This window comes from Nonomuraea sp. NPDC046570 (assembly GCF_040645915.1).
In the GTDB taxonomy this organism is placed as follows: Bacteria; Actinomycetota; Actinomycetes; order Streptosporangiales; family Streptosporangiaceae; genus Nonomuraea.
The window spans coordinates 60,612-82,143 of the sequence record NZ_JBEYZF010000027.1 but is presented as its reverse complement, the minus strand read 5'-3'; the positions used below and the strand labels follow the sequence as shown (position 1 = coordinate 82,143).

Here is a 21,532-nt window from a genome sequence, read left to right as displayed (position 1 = left end):
GGGCAAGGTGTTACATCGTGGTTGAAATTCCCGATTCGGCACAGGCGATAGTGATCGGCGGGGGTGTGGCGGGCTGCAGCATCGCCTACCACCTTGCCCGTCTTGGCTGGCGAGACGTGGTGCTTGTGGAGCGACACGCGCTCACCGAGGGCACCACCTGGCACTCGGCGGGGTTCGTCGGGCAACTCCGCTCGACGGTCACCCAGACCCGGATGATCATGTATTCGGCGGGCCTCTACGCGGAACTGGCCTCCTCGACCGGGCTGGATCCTGGCTGGCACGGGGTCGGTGGGCTACGGCTGGCCACCACTCCGGAACGACTGGAGGAACTGGTCCGGCAGGCCGGCGCGGCCGAGACGTACGGGCTGGACATGGAGTTGCTCACCGGGCGGCAGACGTCGGAGCGGATGCCGCAGCTCAACTCGGCGGACGTGCTGGCGTCGCTGTGGTTGCCGGGGGACGGGTGGCTCGACCCCGCCCTGCTCGCCCGCGCGCTGGCCGCCGGGGCGGAGAAGCTCGGCGTGCGGGTGCTGACCGGGGTGCGCGTGACGGGCGTGGAGGTGGCGGACGGTGCTGTCACCGGGGTACGGCTGCGGCGTTCGGGTGCGGCGGAGGGCGGCGTTCCGGGTTCTGGTGGTCGCATTTCCGGGACCGAGAAGGGAGTTTCCGGGGAGGAGTGGGTCGTCAGGGCTGAGGTCGTGGTCAACGCGGCTGGGGCGGCGGCGGGGCGGGTCGGGGCGATGGGCGGGGTGGATGTGCCGATCGTGCCGATCAAGCATCAGTACGTCGTCACGGCGCCCCTCGGGGTCCCGTCCACGGCTCCGACGGTGCGGGATCCCGACAACATCGTCTACTTCCGGGAAGAGTCCGGCGCCTACCTGGTTGGCGGATATATCCGTACACCCGAGATCTGGGAGGACCCTGACCCGCTGAGCAGCCCCAAGACGCTCTTCCCGCCCAATTTCCCGAAATTTCAGGAATCGTGGGAGTCGGCGCGGCATCGGCTTCCTGACCTGGCGCGGCAGAGCGCGGACGTCTTCGCCGAGGACCAGGTGGCCAAGATCGTGCACGGTCCGGAGGCGTTCACGCCGGACGGCGAGTTCCTGCTCGGCGAGACCGCGGTGCGCGGCTTCTGGGTCGCGGCCGGGTTCTGCGTCCACGGTCTCGCGGCGGCGGGCGGCGTGGGCAAGGTGATGGCCGAATGGATCACCGACGGCACCCCCGAGTACGACATGTTCGGCATGGACATCCGCCGCTTCGGCGCCCACGCCCGCAGTAGCGCCTGGGCCACCGCCAAGGCCCTGGACTCCTACTCGAAGTACTACGACATCGTCTACCCGGGCGAGGAACGCCCCGCCGCCCGCCCCCTGCGCCGCTCGCCCGCCTGGCCCCGCCAGGTGACGCTGGGCGCGGTGTTCGGCGAGAAGGCCGGCTGGGAACGCGTCAACTGGTTCGCCCCGGCCAACGGGGAGGGACCGGAGGCGTCCGAGGGCATGGCGCCGCCGGGGACGAGCGGGACTGTCGCGCCCACGAGTTCGGCCGAGGCCGTCACACCCGCAGGGGCACCCGAGACCGTCCTGCCTGCGGAGGTCGGCAGTGGCGTGGGTTCGCGGCCGAGTGGGGCTGGGGTTGTAAGGCCGCTGGGGTGGGCCGGGCGGGTGTGGTCGCCCGCGGTGCGGGAGGAGTGCCTGGCGACCAGGGATGCCGCCGGGCTGTTCGACCAGACGTCCTTCGCCAAGCTGGAGGTGTCCGGGGCGGGGGCGCTCGGGTGGCTGCAGTATCTCTGTGCCGGGCAGGTGGACAAGGCGGTCGGGTCGGTCGTCTACACGCAGTTGCTCAACGAGCGGGGCGGGATCGAGGCCGACCTGACCGTGACGCGGCTCGCCGAAGACCGGTTCAGACTCGTCACCGGCACCGCCTTCGGCGTCCACGACGCGGCCTGGCTGCGCGCCGCCGCCACGCGCAACCGGAACGGAGCTCAAAGCGAGGGGGACGACGGTGCCCAGGGAGCCGGTCAGGGGTTGTCGCCGGGTGGGATCGAGGTGCGGGATGTGACCTCGGCGTACGCGTGTTACTGCCTCTGGGGGCCGCAGGCGCTCGGCGTTCTCGCCACGCTGTCCGGCGACGACCTCGGGTTCGGTTACCTCCAGGCCCGGGAGATCACGGTCGGGTACGTGCCGGTGCTGGCGCAGCGGGTGACCTTCGTGGGCGAGTTCGGCTGGGAGCTCTACTGCCCCGCGGAGTACGGCCTCACGCTGTGGGACGCGCTCATGGAGGCGGGTGAGCCGTACGGCCTGCGGCCGGGCGGGTATCGGGCGATCGACTCGATGCGGCTGGAGAAGGGCTACCGCGTCTGGGGGCTGGACATCACGCCGGAGACCTCGCCGTACGAGGCGGGGCTGGGCTTCGCCGTACATGAGGGGAAGGAGTTTCTGGGGAGGGCGGCGTTGCGGCGGGAGCCGGAGTGGGGGCTCAGGTGTCTGGTGGTGGCGGATTCGCGGCAGGTGTGCGTCGGGGGTGAGCCGGTGCGGCTGGACGGGGCTCCGGCGAGCCGGGTGACCAGCGGCGGGTACGGCCACCGGGTCGACGCCTCGATCGCCTACGCGTACCTGCCGAGGGAGGCCACTCGCGCGCAGGTGGGCGTGAACGGAACCTGGGTGGACGCCGACCTCGTCGACGCCCCCCTCTACGACCCCGCCAACCTCCGCATCCGCCGCCTGCCCGGAACCTGATCGGCGCCGAGTCGGTGGATTGACAGCGCCGCCCTAGATGCAACACCCTTTCACTATTGAAATAGTGAAAGGGTGTTATCGGTGATTGATTTTCACCTCGACCGAGGGTCGGGGGTGTCGACGTATCTGCAGCTCGTGCACCAGGTCAAGCAGGCGCTGCGGCTCGGCCTGCTCAAGCCCGGGGACAAGCTGCCCACCGCCAGGGAGGTCGTCGACCGGCTCGCGATCAACCCGAACACGGTGCTGAAGGCCTACCGCGAGCTGGAGCGCGAGGGCCTGGTCATGGGCCGTCCGGGCATGGGCACCTTCGTCCAGCGTTCGATCGGCGGCGCGACTCTGGCCGACCAGACCCGGCTGCGCCGGGGCCTGACCGCGTGGGTACAGCAGGGCCGCGAGGCGGGCCTCGACCAGGAGGACCTGGAGGCCCTGTTCACCTTGGTCCTCGGCGACACCTTTCGGGAGGAAATAGCGTGAACGCCGCGCTGGAGGCGATGAGCCTCGGCATTCGGTACAAGCGGTCGTGGGCGCTGCGCGACTGCTCGGTGAGCATCCCCGAAGGGCGCGTGGTCGGGCTCGTCGGGCCCAACGGCGCCGGCAAGACCACCTTCCTGCACGCGGTCGTCGGCCTGCTGCGGCCCACCACGGGATCGGTGCGCACGGCGGGCGAAGTGGCCTTCATGGCCCAGGACAAGCCGCTCTACGACGGCTTCAAGGTCGCCGAGATGCTCAAGCTGGGCGCCAGGCTCAACCCCGGCTGGGACCAGGAGAGCGCGCTCGCCAGGCTCGCCGGGCTCGGCATCCCGACCGGTCGCAAGGTCGGCAAGCTGTCCGGCGGCCAGCAGGCGCAGGTGGCGCTCACACTGGCGCTGGCCAGGCGGCCCCGGGTGCTCGTCCTGGACGAGCCGCTGGCCAACCTCGATCCGCTGGCCAGGCATGACGTGATGCGCTCGCTCATGACAGGGGTGGCCGAGACGGGCATGACGGTCGTGCTGTCCTCGCACGTGGTCTCCGACCTGGCGGAGACCTGTGACTGGCTGGTCGTGCTCAACGGCGGGCGGGTGCAGGTCAGCGGCGACATCGAGGATCTGCTGGCCGAGCACCTGATCCTCTCGGGGCCGGTCGAGCTGGCCGGGTCGCTGCCGCAGGGGGCGCGGGTGGTCGGCGCGAGCCGTGCCGAGAGGCAGGCGACGTTGCTGGTCAAGGGAGTGCGGGTGGTCGATCCGCGGTGGGTTGTGCGGCAGGCGAGTCTTGACGATCTGGTGATGGCGTATCTGCGCAGTCCCGATGAGGCCGCGCTGCCCAGGCCCGCGGGGGTGGGGGCGTGATCTGGCTGACGTTTCGGCAGCATCGGGCGCAGTTGGTCGTCACGTTCGGGATGTTGCTGGTGCTGGGGGTGATGTTCCTGGTGTCGGGGCTGGAGGCGGCGGGGTACATCGCCGAGCACGCGCCCGCCGGGTGCCCGAGCCTGGCGCTGGTCTGCGGTGATCTCAACGCGGCGCTCAGCGACCGCTACCAGATGGTCTACAACGTGTACGGGTGGCTGCCGATCGTCGCGCCCGCGCTGGTGGGGGCGTTCTGGGGGGCGCCGCTGCTGGGCAGGGAGTACGAGCGCGGCACCAACCGGCTGGTCTGGACGCAGTCGGTGCCGGTCGGGCGGTGGCTGGCGGTCAAACTGGGGCTGATCGCGGCCGTGGTGGCCGCGGCGGGCCTGCTGATGTCGGCGATGGTGAGCCTGTGGCGGCCGGTCTTCGGCCGGCATGACGTCTTCGGCAACGTCGGGACGTTCAACATGGTCGGCGTCGCGCCGGCGGCGTGGTGGCTGTTCGCGTTCGTGGTGGGCGCGGCGGCCGGGGCGCTGCTGCGCAGGACGCTTCCGGCGATGGCCGTCGTGGTGGCCGTGGTGGCGATCGCGACCATGGGCCTGTTCAAGCTGAGCGCCTACTACGCCGAGCCGACCCGGGTGGACGCCAGGGAATGGAGGTACACCGGGGACCAGCGGCTGCTCCGCAATGCCTGGCTGGACCCGGCGGGCAACGAGACCGAGGAGACGCCGCAGGGGGTCTGCCCGCGCGGGACGGATGTCGGCCGGTCCTCCGCCGAACAGGACGCGTTCCTGCGCTGCCTGTCCGGCAAGGGCTATCGGCAGATCGTCTACCTGCACGAACCCACGCAGTTCTGGCGCTTCCAGCTGACCGAGGCGGCCCTGCTGCTCACGACGGCCGGGGCCCTCGGGGCGGTGACCGTCTCCCGGGTCCTGCGCCGCAAGGCCTGAGGTCAACCGTGCCCTTCGTCGTAAGGCCTGAGGTCAGTCGCCGAGAACTTCGACGAAGGTCTCGCAGAACGCCTTGAGGTCGTCCGGCTTGCGGCTGGTGACCAGCGTGTTCGGGCCGTTCGTGCAGACCATGACCTCCTTGTCCACCCAGGTCGCCCCCGCGTTGCGCAGATCGGTGCGCAGGCTCGGCCACGAGGTGAGGGTGCGCCCGCGTACCGTGTCGGCCTCGATCAGCGTCCATGGCGCGTGACAGATGGCGGCCACCGGCTTGCCCAGGTCGTGGAAGTCGCTGACGAACGCGACGGCCTCCGACACGGTACGCAGCAGGTCGGGGTTCGCGACCCCGCCCGGCAGGACGAGGGCGTCGAAGTCGGCGGCCGACACCTCGTCCACGGTGGCGTCGACGGGGAAGGTGTCCGCCTTGTTCAGGTGGTAGAACGCCTGTACGCGGCCGGGCTCGGTGCAGACCAGCCGGGGTGTGCCGCCCGCGCTCTCGACGGCCCGCCACGGCTCGGTGAGCTCGATCTGCTCGACCCCCTCCGGGGCCACCAGGAACGCCACAATCTTGCCCTGAATCATGAATCCCCCTTCTGAGCTGCGTGAACTCTTCCCATGCCCGGATGGTCCCGATCTATGCGCACACACCCCAGGGGGGTATATAGTGGGTCTCCTGCGAGTGAGAGGAGAGAGGGATGACCGTCACCACCTACCAGGTCGAGGGCATGACCTGCGGGCACTGCGTGAGCTCCGTGACCGCCGAGGTGAGCAAGGTGCCAGGCGTCAGCGGGGTCCAGGTCGACCTGGCGAGCAAGGCCGTGACCGTGAGCCACGAGGCGCCGCTGGACGACACGCTCGTCGCCGCCGCGGTCGTCGAGGCGGGGTATGAGCCGGCCGGCCGTACGGACACGATCACCCTCGTTCAGGCGGAGGGGTCCTGCTGCGGCTCCGGCGGTTGCCACTGACCTGCCGCTGGCCGCGCCCCTGGACCAGGAGCGCGGCCAGATGCGCGGCCAGCGCCCCGGCGGCGTACCAGAACAGGTCCGGCGGGTTGAAGGTGCTGCCGAGGATCGGCCGCAGGAACACGGGCAGGTTCAGGAGCTGGGCGAACTCGATCACCCAGCTCGCCGCCAGCGCGATCAGCGCGGCCACCGCGGAGCGGGTGCGCGGCGCGACGACCAGCACCAAGAGGTAGAGCAGCACCGTGTAGAGCGCGTCTCCCGTGTACTTGGCGAACGGCCCGTCCGTGAACGCCCGGACGCCGAGCCCCGCCGCGATCGTGACGACGGCGGCCAGGGCGAAGGGGAGGCGGGGCATCCGCCCACGGTAGCGCCGGTAGCATCGCAGTGCCATGAGCGCAACGATCGTAGTGAAGGACCTGGCCGCGGGCCACGGGGACAGAGTGCTGTTCTCCGGGCTCGATCTCGTGGTCGCCCCGGGCGACGTCATCGGCCTCGTCGGGGTCAACGGCGCGGGGAAGTCGACGCTGCTGCGCCTGCTCGCCGGACTTGACACGCCCGAGGAGGGCGGCGTCCAGCTCAGCCCGCCCACCGCCGTCGTCGGCCACCTGCCCCAGGAGCCCGAGCGGCGCGCGGGCGAGACGGTCAGGCGCTTCCTGGCTCGCCGTACTGGTGTCGAGCAGGCTCAGCGCGATCTCGACGCGGCCACGCAGGCGCTGGTCGACGGCGCTCCCGGCGCCGACGACGCCTACAGTGTGGGGCTGGAGCGCTGGCTCTCCCTAGGCGGCGCCGACCTCGACGAGCGGGCCGAGGAAGTGGCCGCCGACCTGGGGCTCACCGTCGGCCTCGACCAGCCGATGACCACCCTCTCCGGCGGCCAGGCGGCCCGCGCCGGTCTCGCCTCGCTGCTGCTCAGCCGCTACGACGTCTTCCTGCTCGACGAGCCGACCAACGACCTCGACCTGGACGGGCTCGACCGGCTGGAGCGGTTCGTCAAGGGCCTGCGCGCGGGCACCGTCGTGGTCAGCCACGACCGCGAGTTCCTCGACCGGACCGTCACCAGGGTCGTCGAGCTCGACCTGGCCCAGCAGCAGGTCCGCACGTACGGCGGAGGCTACCAGGCCTACCTGGACGAGCGTGAGGTGGCCCGCAGGCACGCCCGCGAGCAGTACGAGGAGTACGCCGACACCAGGGCCCAGCTTGAGGCCCGGGGCCGTACCCAGCGCGCCTGGATGGAGAAGGGCGTCAGGAACGCCCGGCGCAAGATGTCCGACAACGACAAGATCGGCCGCAACGCGCGCATCGAGACGACCGAGAAGCAGGCCGCCAAGGCCCGCCAGACGGAGAAGATGATCGAGCGGCTGGACGTCGTCGAGGAGCCCCGCAAGGAGTGGGAGCTGCGCATGGAGATCGCCGCCGCGCCCCGCGCGGGAGCGGTCGTCGCCACCCTGCGCGGCGCGGTCGTCCGGCGCGGCTCGTTCGCCCTCGGGCCCGTCGACCTGCAGGTCGGCTGGGCCGAGCGGGTGGCGATCACCGGCGCGAACGGCTCGGGCAAGTCCACCCTGCTGGCCGCGATGCTCGGCCGGCTGCCGCTCGACGAGGGGCACGCCGCGCTCGGCCCCGGCGTCGTGGTCGGCGAGGTGGACCAGGCGCGCGGGCTCTTCCTGGGCGAGGAGTCGCTGCTGGAGGCGTTCGAGGCGCTGGTCGCGCCGATGCCGCCGGCCGAGGCGCGCACGCTGCTGGCCAAGTTCGGGCTGAAGGCCGCGCACGTGCTGCGGCCGGCCGGCACGCTCTCGCCGGGCGAGCGCACCCGCGCGGCGCTCGCCCTGCTGCAGGCCCGGGGCGTCAACCTGCTGGTGCTCGACGAGCCGACGAACCACCTCGACCTGGCCGCGATCGAGCAACTGGAGTCCGCGCTCGCCGCCTACCCGGGCACGTTGCTGCTGGTCACCCATGATCGCCGGATGCTCGAAGCCGTCCAGGTGGACCGCCACCTGCGGGTGAGCGAGGGGCGCGTCGGCTAGAGCGTTCCGGGGCGAGGTGAAAATTAACATCGCTCCAGGAAACGGGAATGAAACAATTTTCCGCCACTCGTTGACACGCCCTGTGTCTATGGTGTGCCTTTCTCTACAACAGGACCCCCGCCTGAAGGTGAGGCACAGATGACCAGATGGCTCGCGCGCCTGGCGGCGCTCGGTATTGCCCTATTAATGACATCGCAGGCGAGTGTCGTCCATGCTCAGGACCCTGCCACGGCGGGGAAGAAGGTAGTCCGGATCGGTACCACGCAGGCCGTGGACTCGATGAACCCGTTCCTGGCCGTGCGCCTGATCTCCGGGCAGCTCCAGCGGTGGACGTCCTCCTACCTGACCGTGCCCGACCCCAAGACGCTTGCTCCCAGCGCCGACCTGGCCGAGTCGTGGACGACCGCGCCCGACGGACTCACCTGGACCTTCAAGATCCGCGACACCAAGTGGTCGGACGGCCAGCCGGTCACCGCGCACGACGCCGCCTGGACGTTCAACAAGGTCATGACGGACGACGCGGCCAAGACCGGCAACGGCCCGGCCGTGGAGAACTTCGAGTCGGTCACCGCGACGGACGACCGGACCCTGGTCATCAAGACCAAGGCACCGCAGGCGTCCATGCTGGAGAACCCGATCCCGATCGTGCCCAAGCACGTGTGGGAGAAGGTCACGGACATGGCCACGTACGAGAACGAGGTGTACCCGGCCGTCGTCAACGGGGCGTACATTCCGATCGAGCACAAGAAGGATCAGTTCGTCAAGCTGAAGGCCAACCCCGACTACTGGCGGGGCAAGGCGAAGATCGACGAGCTGCAGGTCATCTTCTACGAGAACCCTGAGGCCGCCATCGCCGGTCTGAAGAAGGGTGACATCGACCTGATGGGCCGCATGCAGGCGCCGCAGTTCGAGGCCACCGCGGGCGACGCGAACATCACGCAGTGGAACACCGCCGGCCGCCGCGCCTCCTACCTGCAGATCAACCACGGCGCCACGACCAGCGACGACAAGCCGGTCGGCGACGGTCACCCGGCGCTGAAGGACCCGAAGGTCCGCACGGCCATCCACTACGCCATCGACAAGAAGGCGCTGGTCGACCAGGTGCAGAACGGCCTGGCCGTGCCCGCCGACGGCTCGATCGTGCCGCCGATGTACAAGGACTTCTTCTGGCAGGCCGAGGGCGACGCGAAGGTCACCTTCGACACCGCCAAGGCCAACCAGATCCTGGACGACGCCGGGTACAAGAAGGGCGCCGACGGCGTCCGTACCATGCCCGACGGCAAGCGCAAGTTGGAGATGCGCTTCAGCATCCACTCCGACGAGCCCGTCGAGGACAAGATCGGCCAGTTCCTGACCGGCTGGTTCAAGGAGATCGGCATCACGCTGACCACCCGGAAGCTGGACTCCAACAAGTTCACCGAGGAGACCGGCTCCACCGCGCTGTTCGACATCGCGATCAGCGGCTGGTCGGTCAACCCCGACCCCGAGGAGATCCTCGCCACCCACCTGTGCAGCCGCAGGCCCACGGCGAGCGGCGAGGGCGGCGGCACCGAGTCCTTCTACTGCGACGACCAGTACGAGAAGCTCTACCAGGAGCAGCTCAAGGAGCTCGACCGGCCCAAGCGCACCGAACTGATCAAGCAGATGCAGCAGCGCCTCTACACCGACGCCCCGGTCATCGCCATCTACTACCCGAACAACCTCGAGGCCTACCGCAAGGACCGCATCACCAGCATCACCCCGGTCCCCGAGGGCAAGACGGGCGAGGGCATCCTGTACGGCGGAGTCAGCGGCCTGCCGATGTACACCGTCGACGCCAAGGCGACCGGCGGCTCCGCGGCCTCCGGTGAGGGCGGCTCCAACACCGGCCTCATCATCGGCATCGTCGCGGCCGCGGTGATCGTGGTCGGCGGCGGCGGCTTCCTTCTCTCCAGGCGGCGTAAGAGCGCCGCAGACGAACGCGAATGACGACTCCTCTCGAAACCGAGCCCGCCGCCCTCCAGGCGGCGGGCGCGGGGGAGGACCGCCCCGTCTACCGCGGGACGCTGCGCTACGCCCTGTCCAAGTGCGGTGGGGCGTTGCTCAGCATCGCCATGGTGATCGTGGCGACCTTCTTCCTCTTCCGCCTCATCCCCGGCGATCCGGTCATCGCCTACACCCGTGACGTGCCGCTCAGCCCCGACCAGATCGCGCTGCTGCGCCGGCAGATGGGCCTGGACAAGCCGCTGCTGGAGCAGTTCCTCGACTTCGTGGTCCGGACGCTCCGGTTCGACCTCGGCACCTCCTACGAGTACAAGCGCCCGGTCCTCGACCTGATCGGCGAGCGGGTCGGCCCGACCCTGCTGCTCACCGGCGTCGGCCTGGTCATCGCGGTCAGCCTCGGCCTGTGGCAGGGCACCAGGGCCGCCTGGCACCACGGCGGACGCCACGACCGCGTCTCCACCGGCGTCTCGCTGGTGCTGTGGTCGGTGCCGACGTTCTGGCTCGGGCTGCTGCTGCTCCTGGTGTTCGCGGCCGGGGTCGGCCCGATCCCCGGGATGTTCCCGACCCGCGGCATGGAGAGCGTGGACGCGCCCGACGGCATCGCCTACCTCTTCGACGTCGCCCACCACATGGTGCTGCCGTGCCTGACCCTGGTCGCCGTGGTCTACGCGCAGTACCTGCTGGTCATGCGCTCCTCGCTGCTCGACGAGCTCGGCCAGGACTACGTGACCACGGCCAGGGCCAAGGGCCTGCGCGACGACCAGGTGCGCCGCCGCCACGCGGTGCCGAACGCGCTGCTGCCGACGGTCACCCTCGTCTTCATCAACATCGGGTTCGTGGTCGGCGGCGCCGTCTCGGTCGAGACGGTGTACTCCTGGCCGGGACTCGGGCTGCTGTTCTACGAGGCGATCAAGGGGCCCGACTTCGCGGTCATGCAGGGCACCTTCATGGTGGTGTGCGTCGCGGTGATCATCATGAACGTGCTGGCCGACCTGGCCTACCACGTCCTCGACCCGAGGGTGAGGGTGGCATGACCTCGGTCACCTGGCAGCGACGGCGCACCGCTCTGGCGCGCTTCTGGCTGCAGTACCGGACACAGCGGGCCGGGCTGGTCGGCGCGGCGATCCTGGTGGTCGCGGTCCTCGCCGCGCTGATCACGCCGTTCGTCATCGACCCGACCGTCATGGACGTCACCAAGGCCACCGGCGCCAAGATGGCACCGCCGAGCCTGGAGTACCCGCTGGGCACCGACGAGTCCGGCCGGTCGATCCTGTCGATGATCCTGTGGGGCTCGCGGGTCTCGCTGCTCATCGGCTTCATGTCCGCGCTGCTCAGCATGGTCATCGGTACGGTCGTCGGCATCGCGGCCGGGCACTTCCGGGGCTGGGCCTCGGCCGTGCTGATGCGGATCACCGACTGGTTCCTGGTGCTGCCCTCGCTGGTGCTGGCCCTGGTGCTGTCGGCCATCCTCGGCGGCAGCACCTCCACGATCATCCTGGCGATCGGGGTGACCTCGTGGGCGTCCACGGCCAGGCTGATCAGGGCGCAGACGCTGGCGGTGGAGGCCAGGCCGTACATCGAGCGTTCGCTGGCGCTCGGGGCGGGGCACTGGCACGTCATGAGCAGGCACGTGCTGCCGAACGTGGCGCCGCTGGTGCTGGCCAACACGACCCTGCAGGTGGCCAGCGCCATCGTGGCCGAGTCGACGCTGGCCTTCCTCGGCGCCGACTCCGGGCAGGCGTCGTGGGGCAGCATGCTGCGCGGCTCCTACGACTGGGGGGCGACCACGGCCGGCGCCTGGTGGTACATCCTCGCTCCCGGTCTCTGCATCGTCGCGGTGGTGCTGGCGTTCACGCTGTGCGGCCGGGCGCTGGAGACCGTGCTCAACCCACGTCTGCGGGGAGTCGCCCGATGAATGTGCTCGAACTGGACGACGTCTCGGTGACCTACTCGATCGCGTCGGGCGAGGTGCCCGCCGTACGAGGGGTGTCGCTGTCGCTGGCGGCGGGCGAGGCGCTCGGGGTCGCCGGCGAGTCGGGGTCCGGCAAGTCGACGCTGGCCATGGCGTTGCTGCGGCTGCTGCCGCGGGACGCTCGCGTCGGCGGCCGGATCCTGCTCGACGGCGAGGACGTGCTGGCGATGAAGTGGGGGCGGCTGCGCGCGGTGCGCTGGGCCGGGGCCTCGATCGTGTTCCAGGGCGCCCAGCACGGGCTGAACCCGGTGCGGCGGATTGAGGAGCAGATCGCCGAGCCGCTGCTGGTGCACGGGCTGGCCGGTCCCGAGGAGGCGCGCAAGCGGGTGGCCGGGCTGCTGGAGCAGGTCGGGCTGCCCGCCTGGCGGGCGCGCAGCTACCCGCACGAGCTGTCCGGCGGGCAGCGGCAGCGCATCATGATCGCGATGGCGCTGGCCTGCGCACCACACCTGATCATCGCCGACGAGCCCACCACAGCACTGGACGTGATGGTCCAGGCCCAGGTGCTGAAGTTGATCAAACAGCTCATCGCCGAACACGAGATCTCCCTAATCATGATTTCTCATGATTTGTCGGTGCTGGCGGATATGTGTGACCGGCTGGCCGTCATGTACGCGGGGCGGCTCGTCGAGAACGGCCCCTCCCACGAGGTGTTCCACGACGCCAGGCACCCCTACAGCCGGGCGCTGGCGGCGGCCTTCCCCACGGTGGGCGACCCGGCGTCCCGGCTCGCGCCCAAGGGGCTCGGCGGCGACCCGCCCGACCCGATGCAACTGCCCACGGGCTGCTCGTTCCACCCGCGCTGCCCGGTGGCCCTGGAGGAGTGCGCCTCCACCGAGGTCGTGCTCTGGCCCGCGGGCGGCACCGGCCCGGCGGACTCGCACACGGCCGCGTGCGTGCACGTCCGTCCGGGCGCGGAGCCTGTGAAGGAGACCTCATGACCGAGACCAGCACGTCACCGTCCGGGGAGGGAAGCGCCGTGACCGCCCGCCCGGCCCTGCTCGAAGCGCGCGACCTGCACGTGGAGTTCTCCTCCCGCGGGCGACGCGCGCGGGCCGTCGACGGCGTGAACCTCGCCGTCGGCGAGGGCGAGATCGTCGCGCTGGTCGGCGAGTCCGGCTGCGGCAAGACCACCCTGGCCCGCACCCTGCTCGGCCTGGAGCGACCCACCTCAGGCCAGGTCCTGTACGGCGGCAAACCGCTGAACTACTCTTCCAGGGCGCTCCGCGCGTACCGCCGCGAGGTGCAGCTCGTCCTGCAGGACCCGACCGGCTCGCTCAACCCCCGGCACACCGTCTACGAGGCGGTCGCCGAGGGCCCGCGCATCCACGGCCTGCCCAACGAGCAGGAGGCCGTGGCCTCCGCGCTGGCCAGGGCGGGACTGCGGCCACCCGAGCGGTTCTTCCTGCGCTACCCGCACGAGCTGTCCGGCGGCCAGCGGCAGCGCGTGGTGATCGCCGGCGCGCTCGCGCTCGACCCGCGGGTGCTGGTCGCCGACGAGCCGGTGGCCTCGCTCGACGCCTCGGTACGCGGCGAGATCCTCGCGCTGATGCTGAAACTCCGCGACGAGCTGGGCCTGTCCGCCCTGGTCGTCACCCACGACCTGGGCCTGGCCTGGAACATCGCCGACCGGGTGGCGGTGATGTACCTCGGCAGGATCGTCGAGTCCGGTCCGGTCGAGCAGGTGCTGACCGCGCCCTCGCACCCCTACACGCAGGCGCTGCTGTCGGTGCTGCCCGAGTCGCCGGAACAGGTCGTGCTCACCGGCGAGCCACCGGACCCGACCCGCATCCCCGGCGGCTGCCGCTTCCACGCCCGCTGCCAGGTGCTGGCCTCGGGCAAAGCGGCGAAGGCGGGCGTGGACGACCGCTGCCGGTCGCAGCTCCTGCCCGTGCTGCCCTCCTCGGACGACGCCCAGGCGGCCTGCCACTACGCTGCGCGCGAGTGAATGACATCGCCCACCGGTCAGCCTGAAAAGGTGCGCCTGCCGCCGAGCCAGGTGCCGCGGACCGGGATGTGGTGTAGCTCCCGTGGGTCCGCCTGGCGGGGGTCGGCGGCCAGCCAGACCAGGTCGGCGTCCAGGCCGACGGCCAGGGTGCCGCGGCGGTGGTCGGCGAACGCCTGGTAGGCGACCCCGGCCGTGTACGCGCGCAGGGCGTCCTCGATCCCGAGGCGTTCGGCGGGGATCCACGCGGGGGAGCCGTCGAGGGTCTGCCTGGTCGTCGCGATCTGGACACCCAGCAGCGGTTCGTGCGAGCTGACCGGCCAGTCGCTGCCGAACGAGATCGGCGTGCCGAGCCGCAGCAGCGAGCCCATCGGGTACTGCAGGGCCGCCCGCTCGGGCCCGATCCGCGGCACGGTCAGCTCGGTCTGCAGCGGGTCCGGCTGCGCCCAGAGCGGCTCGAAGTTCGCGATCACCCCGAGCTCGGCGAACCGCGCCAGGTCGGCGGGATCGACGAGCTGCGTGTGCGCGATCACGGGCCGCCGATCCCACCCGGGATTCCGCTGTACGGCCCGCGCCACCGCGTCCAGCGCCGCCCGCACCCCGCCGTCCCCGATCGCGTGGATGTGCACCTGGAACCGGTCCGCGTCGAACGCGACGACCGCTTCGGCGAGATCCTCGGGAGACCAGACGGGCATCCCACACGAGTGCGGCGCGTCGTCATAGGGCGCGAGCATCGCCGCCGTCCCACCCTCGATCACGCCGTCGGCGAAGAACTTCACCGTGTTCGCGGTGACCAGCCCACTGGAGACCGCGTGGCCCGGGGACACGGGCCAGGTCACCCGGTCGCGCTGTTCGGCGAAGGCCGGGCGCTGGGCGCGCCAGGTGTCCGGGTCGGCGCGGAAGGCGAGGTTCGCGCGGAAGGCCAGCTCGCCGCGGCGGTCGGCCTCCAGGTAGGCCTCGATCATGTCCGGCTCGACCCAGGCGTCCTGCACCCAGGTGATCCCGGCCGCCGCCATCGTCCGGCCCGCCTCGGCCAGGCCCTCGACCAGCTCGTCCGTCGTCTTGGCCGGGACCAGGTCGAGCACGAGGTCGCAGGCGTGCCACTCGCGCAGCGTGCCGAGCGGGCTGCCGTCGGCGCGGCGGACGATCCAGCCGAGCCGGGGATCGGGTGTCTCGTCCACGATCCCGGCGCGGTGCAGCGCCTCGGTGTTGCACCAGACGGTGTGGTAGTCGTGGGCGCGCAGCACCACGGGCACGTCCGGGACCGCCTCGTCCAGCCAGCGGGCGTCGAACTCGCCGCCGGGCACGAGCGCCGGGTCGTAGCTGCCGCCGACGATCCACTCCAGGGACGGGTTCTCGGCCGCGTAGCGGCCCACCGCGGCGAGGATGGCGGCGACCGAGGTGCAGTCCTTGATCTGCGGGCCTTGCGCTTCGAGGCCGCCGAACAGCGGGTGGGCGTGGCCGTCGCCGAAGGAGGGCATCAGGAAGCCGCCCGCCAGGTCGATCTCGGCTCCGCCGTGCCGTACCGCCTCCTGGCCCAGGGCTGTGATGCGGCCGTCGGAGACGGCCAGGGCGTCGGTGACGGTTGTGCCCGTCCAGACGGTGCCGCCGGTGAACAGCAGGTCAGACACGAGCGGTTTCCTCCACGTCGACGGTGGTGAGCAGGTTCGGGCGGGGTCGCGGCGGCGGATGCGGTGCGCGAGCAGCGCGCCGGCCGCGAAGGCCAGCGGCACGGGCAGGATCAGCAGCGCGTTGACGGTGGCCGAGGCGCCGGTGAGCAGGTCGAAGTTCAGCACGACCAGCACGATCATCACCGACAGCAGCACGAACGCGGCGAACGGCGCCGCCTGCACCCGCCAGGCCCCGAAGCCCCTGCGGTCCTTCCTGAAGAAGGCGACCACGGAGAGCGCGGCCAGCGCCTGCAGCAGCATGACCCCGATGATCCCGGTGCCGTTGGTCCACAGGAAGAGCACGGTGTACGGGTCGGACCCGGCCAGGATGCCCGCGACGATCACGATGAGGGAGAGCGCGACCTGGGTGACCACCGCCACGACGGGCGAGCCGTTGCGCGGCGAGATGGTGGCCAGCCGGCGCGGCAGCACGCCCTCCCGGCCGAGCGCGTAGAAGTAGCGGGTGGCGGCGTTGTGGAAGGCGAGCGCCGCGGCGAAGCAGCTCGTCACGATCAGCACCCGCATGGCGTCGGCGGCCCACGCGCCCGCGAACCGCGCGGTCGCGGTGAACACCATGTCGACGCCGCCCTCGCCGTTGGCCACGCCGACGACCTTGTCCGTGCCGTAGGCGTTGACGATCACCCAGACGGTGAAGGTGTAGAACAGCGCGAGGAAGGCGACGGCGGCGTAGGTGGCGCGCGGGACGGTCCGGCGTGGGTCGCGGGCCTCCTCGGCGTAGATCGCGGTGGCCTCGAACCCGATGAACGCCCCGATGGACAGCACGAACATGCCGCTCGCGCCGCCGGAGAGCAGCCCGCCCGGGTTGAAGGGCTCCAGCGACAGCGGCGGCCCGTCGGACAGCACGGCCACCTCGAAGACGAGCAGGATCAGCACTTCGAGCAGGAGCGCCACGCCGAGCACCTTCGCGCTCAGGGTGATCTTCAGGTAGCCGAGGACGCCCACGGTGGCGACGCAGAGCAGCGTCCAGACCTGCCACGGTACGGCGAGCCCGAAGACGTCGGCCATCGTGGAGGCGGCGAAGACGCCGAAGGCGGCCATCAGGCCGATGCCGATGAGGTTGTAGGAGATGACCGCGATGTACGCCGACCCCAGGCCGGTCAGCTTGCCCAGGCCGCGGCCGATGTAGGCGTAGAAGGCTCCGGCGTTGCGCACGTGCCCGCTCATCGCGGTGAACCCGGCGGCGAACAGGCCGACGACCACGCCGGAGAGCAGGTAGCCGAGCGGGGCCACGACTCCGCCGATGCCGATGGCCACCGGGGCCACACCGGCCATGACGGTGAGCGGCGCGGCCGCCGCGACGACGAAGAAGACCAGATCGGCGGTGCCGATCGCGTTGCGGGCCAGAGACATGGCCTCTCCCAAAAACTAAGTGCTTTAGTTTATTGAGACCGCAAGCTACTGCCCGGAGCCGAAGAGCGGAAGACTGTGAATCGTAAATCCTTTAAAAGGGGGCAATGTGGGTAGGCGGCCGATCCTCGCCAGGGAAGCCATCTTCGCCGAGGCGCTGCGGGTCGTCGACGAGGAGGGGGCCGACGCGCTGACCGTGACGCGCCTGGCCCGGCGGCTCGGTGTGCGGGCCGCCTCGCTGTACAACCATGTGGCGGGGCGGGAGGAGATCGTCGACGGGATCCGGGATCTGGTGGTCGCCGAGATGGACCTCGACGCGCTGGAGAGCGGCCCCTGGCCGGAGGCGCTCGCCAGATGGGCCAGATCGTACCTGGCCGCCTTCGCCCGGCATCCCAACGCGGCCAAGCTGCTGGCCACCACGACGATCCGGTCATCGCTGACCTTGGGCATGTACGAGCGGGCGGTGGTGCTGCTCGGCCGGGCCGGGTGGCCGAGCGACCAGGTGGTGACCGTGTTCACGGCGATCGAGTCGTTCGCGATCGGGTCCGCTCTCGACCTGGCCGCGCCGAGCGTGATGATCGACCCGCCCGAGGGCGAGACGCCGCTGCTGGCCGACGCGCTGCGGCGCAACCCGCCGGAACGCGCCATGGCGGCCTTCGAGCTGGGGCTCACCGCGCTGCTGCTGGGTCTGGCGGCCGTCCGGAACGAGGCGCGGGACGGCTGAGGCGGGTCCTTTCAGGCGGTCATCCTGGCCAGCACGATCCCGGCGACGATCAGGGCCAGGGCGGTCAGGCGGCCGATGGTGACGGGGTCGTCGTTCAGCACGATGCCCAGGGTGATCGCGCCCACGGCGCCGATGCCGGTGAAGACGGCGTAGGCCGTACCGACCGGCAGGGTGTTCATGGCCCTGGACAGGAGCCAGACGGCCACGGACATCAGCGCGAGGCTGATCAGGGTGGGGATCGGGCGGGTGAAGTTCTCGGTCGGTTTGATGCTCTGCGACCAGGCGATCTCGACGAGCCCGGCCAGGACGAGCACGGCCCAGCTCACCGGTCCGCCCTCCGGGCGAGGGCGAGGGCCGCCCGGCGGGACTCCTCGTGCTTGCCGCGCAGGTGCGCGAGCGCGGGGTCGACGACGGAGTTGGCCAGCTCGGTGTGCACGAACGTGACGTCCTCCACCGCGAAGTGGCCCGCGAAGAAGTCGCGCAGGAAGCGCTCCTGGTGATCGAAGGCCTCCTTGGGGGTGCCGGGGCCGTAGGCGCCGCCGCGCGCGCCGGTCACCACGAACGAGCGGCCGGCCAGCGACATCCTCGGGAAGGTGATCTGGTCGAGCCAGGCCTTCAGCGACGACGGGATCGAGTAGTTGTACATCGGCGTGCCGATCAGCACGACGTCGGCTTCGACGACCTCGGCCAGCAGCGGCTCCACGATCTCCCAGGCCCGCGCCTGGGCCTCGGTCCGGACCGCCTCGTGGTAGCGGCCCAGGTCGGTGACGGCGTGTTCGAGCACGTAGTCGCAGAGCTCGGTCCACGCCTCCCCGATGTGCGGCACGGGCTCGGCGGCCAGGTCGCGGTAGGTGTAGCCGCCGCCGGGATGGGCTTCGACCCAGGCGTCGGCGTAGGCCTTCGACAACTCCCGGGAGAACGAGGTACGGCGGGCGCTGGCGTCCAGGTGCAGCAGGTTGCTCATGACATCCTCCTAGAAGTGGACACGATGTCCACTTCTAGGACCGTAGCGCATAACCGGACACGATGTCCATATAGAGTGAGGGCATGGAGAGAGCAGACGCCGCCCGCAACCGCGCTCGCATCCTCGACGCCGCCGCGGACCTGTTCGCCGCCAAGGGCGCGCCGAACGTCACGATGGACGACATCGCGAAAGCGGCCGGAGTGGGCCGGGGCACCCTCTACCGGCGTTACCCCGACCGGGCGTCGATCGCGGTGGCGCTGCTCGACGAGCATGAGCGGGTGCTGCAGGAGAAACTGCTGCGCGGCGAGCCGCCGCTCGGCCCCGGCGCGGCCCCGGCCGAGCGGCTGGCCGCGTTCTACGCGGCGATGGTGGACCTGCTGGAAGCACACGCCCACCTGGTGCTGGGCGCCGAAACCGGGCGCTCACGCTTCGAGACCGGAGCGTACGGCTTCTGGCGCGCGCACGTCCGCTCGCTTCTCGTCGCCGCCTCGGTCCCGGCGCCGGACGCGCTGGTCGACGTCCTGCTCGCGCCGCTGGCCCCCGAGGTGTACTCCTACCAGCGCACCGGCAAGGGCCTCAGCTCAGCGGGGATCACGGCCGCCCTGCGGCGACTGGCCGAGGGCGTCCTCGGCTAGGGCGTGCAGCGGGCCGTCGGTCAGGCGGAAGACCGTCCAGTCGTCCATCGGGACGGCGCCGAGCGAGCGGTAGAAGCCGATCGTGGGCTCGTTCCAGTTGAGCACCGACCATTCGAGCCGCTGGTAGCCGCGCTCGACGCAGGTGCTGGCCAGCTCGGCCAGCAGGGCCTTGCCGTACCCCTGGCCGCGGGTGCCCGGGCGTACGTAGAGGTCTTCGAGGTAGACGCCGTGCACGCCGCGCCAGGTGGAGTAGTTGAGGAACCAGATCGTGAAGCCGACCACCTCGCCGCCCTCGTCCTCGGCGACATGCGAGTAGAGCGCGGGCCGGTCGCCGAAGAGCGCCGTCTGCAACTGCTCCTCGGTGATGCGGACCTCGTGCAGCGCCTTCTCGTAGTCGGCCAGCTCGCTGATCATCCGCAGGATGGCGTGAACATCGTCCGGGGTAGCGAATCGGATCATTTATGCAGGTTATCCGGCCTTCGGATCGAACAGCGCACTGACCGACTCGCCGTCGTGGATGCGGCGCATCGCCTCCGCCAGCGCGGGCGCGATCGACAGCACGCGCAGCTTCGAGCCGGGCTTGGTGTCGGGGGCGGGCACCGTGTTCGTGCAGACGATCTCGGCGACCTCCGGCCGGTCGTCCAGCCGCTCGACCGCGCCGGAGGAGAACAGCCCGTGCGTGCAGGCGACCCGTACCGAGGCGACGCCGCGCTCGCGCAGGCGGTCGAGCAGCTCCAGAACCGTGGTGCCCTTGGCGATCTCGTCGTCGAGGACGATCACATCCTTGCCGTCGACGTCGCCGATGACCGAGCTGATCGTCACCCGGTCGTCGCTGAAACGCTGCTTGGCGCCCATCGCGACCCCGACGCCCAGCAGCCGGGCGAAGGCCGCGGCCTCCTTGGCGTTGCCCAGGTCGGGGGAGACGACGACGGCGTTGGACAGGTCGTACTGCCGGAAATGGGCGGCCAGTTCGCGCAGCGCGTGCAGATGGTCGACCGGCACGCTGAAGAAGCCGTGGACCTGCGGCGAGTGCAGCGTCATCGCCAGCACCCGGTCGGCCCCCGCGGACACCATCAGGTCGGCGACCAGCCGACCGCCGATGGAGATGCGCGGCTCGTCCTTCTTGTCCGACCTTGCGTAGGCGTAGTGCGGCAGCACCACGGTCGTCCTGGCCGCCGACGCGCCGCGCGCCGCGTCGAGCATGAGCAGCAACTCGACCAGGTTCTCCTGTACGGGTGGCACCAGCGGCTGGATCAGGAACACGTCCCGCTCCCGGCAGTTGGCCTGCAGCTGCACCTCTAGGCAGTCGTTCGCGAACCTGCTCACCCTGACCGGGTGCAGGGGTGTGCCGAGATGTGCGCAGATCTCCCTGGCCAGCTCAGGATGGGCACTGCCGCTGAAGACGGTGATGTCTCGCACGATGCTCCTCGCTCGGATTCCGGGCGAGCGACATGCTACCGAGCCCCACTGGCCTCAGGCGGACCAGGGCTCCCGGCACCGGGCGTGTCAGCTTCGCAGGACCATCCTCATGTAGGCCACCAGGTCGGCGCGCCGGCTGACCGGATGGGAGTACTGCCGCTCGCCGCCCACCCTGATCCGCAGGGCCTCGCGGACGATCCGGTGCCAGCGCTCGTCGAACGTCTCGAACGCGTACCCGGCCGCTGCGGTCTTGGAGGTGACCTCCCCGGCGGCCAGGCTGTGGCGCAGCCGGGTGACGCCGAGCGCCCCCCAGGAGACCCGCGATCCGACCAGCGCGGCGACGCCGCCGAGGGACAGCGGCCGTGAACTCCCCTCCACCCACCGCGTCCAGTAGGTGGCCAGATTCTCCTCCGTGGCCCGCGCGAACGCCTCCCAGTCGGTGTGCACCCCGAGTTCGGCGACCGACGGCCCGCGCACGGCCACCCCGCCCTGCGCCAGCACATGCCAGGTCACCAGGTGCCGCTCGAACCCGCTCTCCTCGGCGAACCGCCATCCGTGCACGGCGGGCCCGCGCGGACGCTCCCCTGGGGCGCGCCGCAGGTCGTCCCAGGTGACATAGATCCCGTCGAACATCGGCGCCGGGTGGCGGGCCCTCAGGTCGGCGTGCACCCGGCGAAGCGCCCCGGCGTCCGGCCGCCCGTTGGTCACGGCGACGAAGTCGATGTCGCTCACGCCCGGCCGGTAGTCGCCGAGCGCGATCGATCCCTGCAGGTAGAGGCCCTCGACGAGGCCGGGAGCGTGCCGGTCGGCCAGCTCCAGGAAGGCGGCGCAGGTGCGCTCCGGTGAACCGGTCATCCCAGCACCCTAG

Annotated in this window: 20 protein-coding genes and 1 pseudogene; 13 read left to right on the top strand and 8 right to left on the bottom strand. The window is 70.9% G+C overall.

Going from position 1 to position 21,532, the window contains the following annotated elements; genetic code table 11:
• Positions 1-17: 17 nt before the first annotated feature.
• The 4 genes from ABZ911_RS32420 (at position 18) to ABZ911_RS32405 (ending at position 5,004) form a co-directional block, all read left to right on the top strand.
• Positions 18-2,732: an FAD-dependent oxidoreductase gene (locus ABZ911_RS32420; RefSeq protein ID WP_358064572.1), complete on the top strand. Its 2,715-nt coding sequence runs from the start codon at positions 18-20 to the stop codon at positions 2,730-2,732.
• 81 nt (positions 2,733-2,813) lie between these two features.
• Positions 2,814-3,206, top strand: a complete 393-nt coding sequence (locus ABZ911_RS32415) for a GntR family transcriptional regulator (RefSeq protein ID WP_358064569.1) — start codon at positions 2,814-2,816, stop codon at positions 3,204-3,206.
• Positions 3,203-4,057 (top strand): ABC transporter ATP-binding protein, encoded by an 855-nt coding sequence (locus ABZ911_RS32410; protein ID WP_358064567.1) that lies wholly within the window; start codon positions 3,203-3,205, stop codon positions 4,055-4,057. The genes ABZ911_RS32415 and ABZ911_RS32410 overlap by 4 nt, the downstream gene beginning before the upstream one ends.
• Positions 4,054-5,004, top strand: a complete 951-nt coding sequence (locus ABZ911_RS32405; RefSeq protein WP_358064565.1) for a hypothetical protein — start codon at positions 4,054-4,056, stop codon at positions 5,002-5,004. The genes ABZ911_RS32410 and ABZ911_RS32405 overlap by 4 nt, the downstream gene beginning before the upstream one ends.
• Positions 5,005-5,037: 33 nt before the next feature.
• Here ABZ911_RS32405 and ABZ911_RS32400 read toward each other — a convergent pair whose 3' ends face one another.
• On the bottom strand, positions 5,038-5,583 hold the full coding sequence (locus ABZ911_RS32400; protein WP_358064562.1) for a type 1 glutamine amidotransferase domain-containing protein: 546 nt from the start codon (positions 5,581-5,583) through the stop codon (positions 5,038-5,040).
• Between the two features lie 113 nt (positions 5,584-5,696).
• On the opposite strand from ABZ911_RS32400, the pseudogene ABZ911_RS32395 reads away from it, so the two are divergent.
• A pseudogene (locus ABZ911_RS32395) lies at positions 5,697-5,900 on the top strand (heavy-metal-associated domain-containing protein); the annotation flags it as partial.
• 13 nt (positions 5,901-5,913) lie between these two features.
• Here ABZ911_RS32395 and ABZ911_RS32390 read toward each other — a convergent pair.
• Positions 5,914-6,318, bottom strand: coding sequence for a DUF2809 domain-containing protein (locus tag ABZ911_RS32390; protein WP_358064559.1), 405 nt, complete (start codon positions 6,316-6,318; stop codon positions 5,914-5,916).
• 34 nt (positions 6,319-6,352) lie between these two features.
• On the opposite strand from ABZ911_RS32390, the gene ABZ911_RS32385 reads away from it, so the two are divergent.
• From ABZ911_RS32385 to ABZ911_RS32360, 6 genes are all read left to right on the top strand, one after another.
• A complete protein-coding gene (locus ABZ911_RS32385) occupies positions 6,353-7,984 on the top strand; it encodes an ABC-F family ATP-binding cassette domain-containing protein (RefSeq protein WP_358064556.1) in 1,632 nt (543 codons plus the stop codon).
• A gap of 279 nt (positions 7,985-8,263) precedes the next feature.
• Positions 8,264-9,952, top strand: coding sequence for an ABC transporter substrate-binding protein (locus tag ABZ911_RS32380; RefSeq protein ID WP_358064649.1), 1,689 nt, complete (start codon positions 8,264-8,266; stop codon positions 9,950-9,952).
• Positions 9,949-11,001, top strand: coding sequence for an ABC transporter permease (locus ABZ911_RS32375; protein ID WP_358064553.1), 1,053 nt, complete (start codon positions 9,949-9,951; stop codon positions 10,999-11,001). The genes ABZ911_RS32380 and ABZ911_RS32375 overlap by 4 nt, the downstream gene beginning before the upstream one ends.
• Entirely contained in the window at positions 10,998-11,882 is an 885-nt protein-coding gene (locus tag ABZ911_RS32370; RefSeq protein WP_358064550.1) for an ABC transporter permease, read from the top strand. The genes ABZ911_RS32375 and ABZ911_RS32370 overlap by 4 nt, the downstream gene beginning before the upstream one ends.
• Positions 11,879-12,880, top strand: coding sequence for an ABC transporter ATP-binding protein (locus ABZ911_RS32365; RefSeq protein WP_358064547.1), 1,002 nt, complete (start codon positions 11,879-11,881; stop codon positions 12,878-12,880). The genes ABZ911_RS32370 and ABZ911_RS32365 overlap by 4 nt, the downstream gene beginning before the upstream one ends.
• Positions 12,877-13,887 carry an ABC transporter ATP-binding protein gene (locus tag ABZ911_RS32360; RefSeq protein WP_358064544.1) on the top strand — a complete coding sequence of 337 codons (1,011 nt, stop codon included), beginning with the start codon at positions 12,877-12,879 and terminating at the stop codon, positions 13,885-13,887. The genes ABZ911_RS32365 and ABZ911_RS32360 overlap by 4 nt, the downstream gene beginning before the upstream one ends.
• A gap of 17 nt (positions 13,888-13,904) precedes the next feature.
• On the opposite strand, the gene ABZ911_RS32355 is transcribed toward ABZ911_RS32360, so the two are convergent.
• Positions 13,905-16,925: an amino acid permease gene (locus tag ABZ911_RS32355; RefSeq protein ID WP_358064541.1), complete on the bottom strand. Its 3,021-nt coding sequence runs from the start codon at positions 16,923-16,925 to the stop codon at positions 13,905-13,907.
• A 106-nt stretch (positions 16,926-17,031) separates the two neighbouring features.
• Here ABZ911_RS32355 and ABZ911_RS32350 point away from each other — a divergent pair, with 106 nt between their 5' ends.
• A complete protein-coding gene (locus tag ABZ911_RS32350; protein WP_358064538.1) occupies positions 17,032-17,646 on the top strand; it encodes a TetR/AcrR family transcriptional regulator C-terminal domain-containing protein in 615 nt (204 codons plus the stop codon).
• Between the two features lie 11 nt (positions 17,647-17,657).
• Here ABZ911_RS32350 and ABZ911_RS32345 read toward each other — a convergent pair whose 3' ends face one another.
• Together ABZ911_RS32345 and ABZ911_RS32340 are read right to left on the bottom strand one after the other, a co-directional pair.
• On the bottom strand, positions 17,658-17,972 hold the full coding sequence (locus ABZ911_RS32345) for an SMR family transporter (protein ID WP_358064535.1): 315 nt from the start codon (positions 17,970-17,972) through the stop codon (positions 17,658-17,660).
• Positions 17,969-18,610 carry an NAD(P)H-dependent oxidoreductase gene (locus ABZ911_RS32340; RefSeq protein ID WP_358064532.1) on the bottom strand — a complete coding sequence of 214 codons (642 nt, stop codon included), beginning with the start codon at positions 18,608-18,610 and terminating at the stop codon, positions 17,969-17,971. The genes ABZ911_RS32345 and ABZ911_RS32340 overlap by 4 nt, the downstream gene beginning before the upstream one ends.
• An 83-nt stretch (positions 18,611-18,693) precedes the next feature.
• Here ABZ911_RS32340 and ABZ911_RS32335 point away from each other — a divergent pair, with 83 nt between their 5' ends.
• Entirely contained in the window at positions 18,694-19,245 is a 552-nt protein-coding gene (locus ABZ911_RS32335; RefSeq protein ID WP_358064529.1) for a TetR/AcrR family transcriptional regulator, read from the top strand.
• On the opposite strand, the gene ABZ911_RS32330 is transcribed toward ABZ911_RS32335, so the two are convergent.
• From ABZ911_RS32330 to ABZ911_RS32320, 3 genes are all read right to left on the bottom strand, one after another.
• Complete coding sequence (locus ABZ911_RS32330; protein ID WP_358064527.1) at positions 19,192-19,704, bottom strand: GNAT family N-acetyltransferase; 513 nt, start codon at positions 19,702-19,704, stop codon at positions 19,192-19,194. The genes ABZ911_RS32335 and ABZ911_RS32330 overlap by 54 nt on opposite strands.
• 9 nt (positions 19,705-19,713) lie before the next feature.
• Positions 19,714-20,664, bottom strand: a complete 951-nt coding sequence (locus ABZ911_RS32325) for a ribose-phosphate pyrophosphokinase (RefSeq protein WP_358064524.1) — start codon at positions 20,662-20,664, stop codon at positions 19,714-19,716.
• A gap of 87 nt (positions 20,665-20,751) precedes the next feature.
• Positions 20,752-21,519 carry a nucleotidyltransferase domain-containing protein gene (locus ABZ911_RS32320; RefSeq protein ID WP_358064521.1) on the bottom strand — a complete coding sequence of 256 codons (768 nt, stop codon included), beginning with the start codon at positions 21,517-21,519 and terminating at the stop codon, positions 20,752-20,754.
• Positions 21,520-21,532: the final 13 nt, after the last annotated feature.

Bases quoted from the DNA above. Each gene is read 5' to 3' on its own strand.
- ABZ911_RS32400 (WP_358064562.1), bottom strand. From the start codon at position 5,583: ATGATTCAGGGCAAGATTGTGGCGTTCCTGGTGGCCCCGGAGGGGGTC.
- ABZ911_RS32390 (WP_358064559.1), bottom strand. From the start codon at position 6,318: ATGCCCCGCCTCCCCTTCGCCCTGGCCGCCGTCGTCACGATCGCGGCG.
- ABZ911_RS32385 (WP_358064556.1), top strand. From the start codon at position 6,353: ATGAGCGCAACGATCGTAGTGAAGGACCTGGCCGCGGGCCACGGGGAC.
- ABZ911_RS32380 (WP_358064649.1), top strand. From the start codon at position 8,264: ATGAACCCGTTCCTGGCCGTGCGCCTGATCTCCGGGCAGCTCCAGCGG.
- ABZ911_RS32375 (WP_358064553.1), top strand. From the start codon at position 9,949: ATGACGACTCCTCTCGAAACCGAGCCCGCCGCCCTCCAGGCGGCGGGC.
- ABZ911_RS32370 (WP_358064550.1), top strand. From the start codon at position 10,998: ATGACCTCGGTCACCTGGCAGCGACGGCGCACCGCTCTGGCGCGCTTC.
- ABZ911_RS32365 (WP_358064547.1), top strand. From the start codon at position 11,879: ATGAATGTGCTCGAACTGGACGACGTCTCGGTGACCTACTCGATCGCG.
- ABZ911_RS32360 (WP_358064544.1), top strand. From the start codon at position 12,877: ATGACCGAGACCAGCACGTCACCGTCCGGGGAGGGAAGCGCCGTGACC.
- ABZ911_RS32355 (WP_358064541.1), bottom strand. From the start codon at position 16,925: ATGTCTCTGGCCCGCAACGCGATCGGCACCGCCGATCTGGTCTTCTTC.
- ABZ911_RS32340 (WP_358064532.1), bottom strand. From the start codon at position 18,610: ATGAGCAACCTGCTGCACCTGGACGCCAGCGCCCGCCGTACCTCGTTC.
- ABZ911_RS32335 (WP_358064529.1), top strand. From the start codon at position 18,694: ATGGAGAGAGCAGACGCCGCCCGCAACCGCGCTCGCATCCTCGACGCC.
- ABZ911_RS32330 (WP_358064527.1), bottom strand. From the start codon at position 19,704: ATGATCCGATTCGCTACCCCGGACGATGTTCACGCCATCCTGCGGATG.
- ABZ911_RS32320 (WP_358064521.1), bottom strand. From the start codon at position 21,519: ATGACCGGTTCACCGGAGCGCACCTGCGCCGCCTTCCTGGAGCTGGCC.